Raw genomic sequence first — 3,380 nt, forward strand, 5'->3', positions numbered from 1 at the left:
CGGTTTTATTACTGGGGGGGGGGGGCGGGGGGGTGGGGCGGGGGCCCCGCGCCCGGGCGGGCGGGGGCCCCTTACCCCCCCCCCCGCCCGGGGCCCACGCCCGTCGGCATTTCGGTGGGAATATTTTCGGTCCGAGTCGGAGTAGAGTGTGGCTCTGCTGGGAACAGGGCTTCCCCTTCCGGCGGTGGGTGCTTCGCCGGAGCCCGTCCGGGCGCTGAGACCGGCCCGGGGCCCGGGCGGTGAAACATGTCAGGCAGATGTCAGAATTCCTGCAGGCATTTGAGTAATTCGTCCGCTATGTCCGGCGCTAATTGCCGATTTCCTCCCGGTTTGTTCGCTCTTGTCTCTCGACGGAGCTGCGGAATTCCCGGCGGCGGACCCTGTTGCAGAGGGCGTCGATCCGGATACATTCAGCGGCGGTCGACGTAATCAACCGCTCACGGAAGCCGTCCGGCGCCCCCGTGCGGAGGATTGCGGCGTGCACGGCTGCGTCCAGGGGGGGTTCCCCGGGCCGGCCTTCAAACCAGACCCGGGCCCGCGACCTGCTGGCCCGTGAAGGGCCAGCACAGCACTAGGGGAGTTCGGAATGGCTCAGGGCACCGTCAAGTGGTTCAACGCGGAGAAGGGCTACGGCTTCATCGCGGTCGACGGTGGTGCGGACGTCTTCGTCCACTACAGCGCGATCCAGATGGACGGCTACCGCACCCTCGAGGAGGGCCAGCGGGTCGAGTTCGAGATCTCCCAGGGACAGAAGGGCCCGCAGGCGGACATGGTCCGCGCGGCGGTCTGACCTCTTCCGGAACCCAGGAGCTCGGCGCGGCCCACGGCTGGTGACCACTCGCTTCTCGACGGGCCCGTACGACACGCGTCGTACGGGCCCGTTCGCGTTCCCGCGCCGGGCCGTCCGGGGTGCCGGGCGGGGGCGGGCGGAGGTGGGCGGCGGCTCGCGGGTCGGCCGTGGGGCTTGCACTCGACCACCCGGAGTGCTAATCATTGGCGTTAGCACTCACAGTGTGAGAGTGACAGCGGACCGGGTCGGTGAGGCCCCCGGGAGCGGCAGGGGAATGGACCTCCGCACACCAGGGCCGTCCGTCGCGGGCACCCCTTGGTCCGAGCAGTCGACCGTGTCCCGGAGGACCACTTCTGATGGCCAAGATCATCGCCTTTGATGAGGAAGCTCGCCGCGGCCTTGAGCGTGGCATGAACCAGCTCGCCGACGCGGTGAAGGTCACGCTCGGCCCCAAGGGCCGCAACGTCGTGCTGGAGAAGAAGTGGGGCGCCCCCACGATCACCAACGACGGTGTCTCCATCGCCAAGGAGATCGAGCTCGAGGACCCCTACGAGAAGATCGGCGCGGAGCTCGTCAAGGAGGTCGCCAAGAAGACGGACGACGTCGCGGGTGACGGCACCACCACCGCCACCGTGCTCGCCCAGGCCCTGGTTCGCGAGGGTCTGCGCAACGTCGCCGCCGGCGCCAACCCGATGGCCCTCAAGCGCGGTATCGAGAAGGCCGTCGCCGCCGTCTCGGACCAGCTGCTGGCCCAGGCCAAGGACGTGGAGACCAAGGAGCAGATCGCCTCCACCGCCTCCATCTCCGCCGCTGACACCCAGATCGGCGAGCTCATCGCCGAGGCCATGGACAAGGTCGGCAAGGAAGGCGTCATCACCGTCGAGGAGAGCAACACCTTCGGTCTGGAGCTCGAGCTCACCGAGGGCATGCGCTTCGACAAGGGCTACATCTCCGCCTACTTCGCCACCGACCTGGAGCGCATGGAGGCGACGTTCGAGGACCCGTACATCCTCATCGCCAACTCCAAGATCGGCTCGGTCAAGGACCTGCTCCCGCTGCTGGAGAAGGTCATGCAGAGCGGCAAGCCGCTCGTCATCATCGCCGAGGACGTCGAGGGCGAGGCCCTGTCGACCCTGGTCGTGAACAAGATCCGCGGCACCTTCAAGTCCGTCGCCGTCAAGGCCCCGGGCTTCGGCGACCGCCGCAAGGCCATGCTCGGCGACATCGCCATCCTCACCGGTGGCACCGTGATCTCCGAGGAGGTCGGCCTCAAGCTGGAGAACGCCGGCATCGACCTGCTGGGCACCGCCCGCAAGGTGGTCATCACCAAGGACGAGACCACCATCGTCGACGGTGGCGGCGACAGCGACCAGGTCGCCGGCCGCGTGAACCAGATCCGCGCCGAGATCGAGAACAGCGACTCGGACTACGACCGCGAGAAGCTCCAGGAGCGCCTCGCCAAGCTGGCCGGCGGCGTGGCCGTCATCAAGGCCGGCGCGGCCACCGAGGTGGAGCTCAAGGAGCGCAAGCACCGCATCGAGGACGCCGTCCGCAACGCCAAGGCCGCCGTCGAGGAGGGCATCGTCGCCGGTGGTGGCGTCGCGCTGCTGCAGGCCGGTGTCGCCTTCGACAAGCTGGAGCTGGAGGGCGACGAGGCCACCGGTGCCAACATCGTCAAGGTCGCGCTGGAGGCCCCGATCAAGCAGATCGCGACCAACGCCGGCCTGGAGGGTGGCGTCGTGGTGGAGAAGGTGCGCAACCTCCCCGCCGGTCACGGCCTGAACGCCGCCACCAACGAGTACGTCGACCTGGTCGCCGCGGGCATCATCGACCCGGCCAAGGTCACCCGCTCCGCGCTGCAGAACGCCGCCTCCATCGCGGCGCTGTTCCTCACCACCGAGGCCGTCATCGCCGACAAGCCGGAGAAGGCCGCCGCGGCCGCCGGCGGCGGCATGCCGGGCGGTGACATGGACTTCTGATCCTGATCGGACTCCGATCGGATCGGCTGATCCTCGTCCGCGTGGGCGGTTCCCTTCGGGGGGCCGCCCACGCGGCGTTTCCGCCCCGGGGCGTTCCGGCTCCGGGGCGTTGCGGTCCCGGATCCGTTTTGAAGCCACGGGCGGGCCGCGGAGAATGGACGGATGGCTTCCGACGACATCGAGACCGCCCTGCACAACGCCCGGGCCCAGATCCTGGCCGACCTCACCGCGCGGGACGTGGCGGACGCCGCCGTCGTCTCGCTGGTGGAACAGGCCGTCACCCACCGCCGCTGGTGGCTGGAGCAGTGGCCGGACGGCACCGAGTACGTGCTCGGGCTGGTCGCCCAGGACGTCCAGGACGCGCTGCTGGAGGCGTACGGCCGGTGGCCGCTGTGCACCGGCTGCGCGGCCGACGGGGACCCGCACGCGCTGAGCGTGGAGCCCGAGCTGGGGCCGGAGCCGCACTGGGTGTGCGGCAAGCAGGGGGCCGTGGTGGCGCCGGTGGGGGAGCTGGGTTAGGGCCTGTCCGGCGGATCTTGGCAGATCAGCGCGCGGCGTTGGGCGCCCGGCTGGGCGTGCGCCCGAGTCGGCCTCGTACTGGACGTACTTGG

3 protein-coding genes are annotated in these 3,380 nt (G+C 69.7%); all 3 read left to right on the forward strand.

Annotation, left to right across the window (positions count from 1 at the left end; all coding sequences use genetic code 11):
* Positions 1-586: 586 nt before the first annotated feature.
* The 3 genes from ACFXPX_RS43590 to ACFXPX_RS43600 all read left to right on the forward strand — a co-directional run bounded on the left by ACFXPX_RS43590 (position 587) and on the right by ACFXPX_RS43600 (position 3,288).
* A complete protein-coding gene (locus tag ACFXPX_RS43590; RefSeq protein WP_030289665.1) occupies positions 587-790 on the forward strand; it encodes a cold-shock protein in 204 nt (67 codons plus the stop codon).
* Positions 791-1,146: 356 nt separating this feature from the next.
* Complete coding sequence (gene groL, locus ACFXPX_RS43595; RefSeq protein ID WP_375888688.1) at positions 1,147-2,769, forward strand: chaperonin GroEL; 1,623 nt, start codon at positions 1,147-1,149, stop codon at positions 2,767-2,769.
* A 162-nt stretch (positions 2,770-2,931) separates the two neighbouring features.
* Positions 2,932-3,288: a hypothetical protein gene (locus ACFXPX_RS43600; protein WP_375888685.1), complete on the forward strand. Its 357-nt coding sequence runs from the start codon at positions 2,932-2,934 to the stop codon at positions 3,286-3,288.
* The last annotated feature ends 92 nt before the right edge of the window (positions 3,289-3,380 follow it).

The sequence above is a fragment of the Kitasatospora sp. NPDC059146 genome, from assembly GCF_042786665.1.
Taxonomy (GTDB): Bacteria; Actinomycetota; Actinomycetes; order Streptomycetales; family Streptomycetaceae; genus Kitasatospora.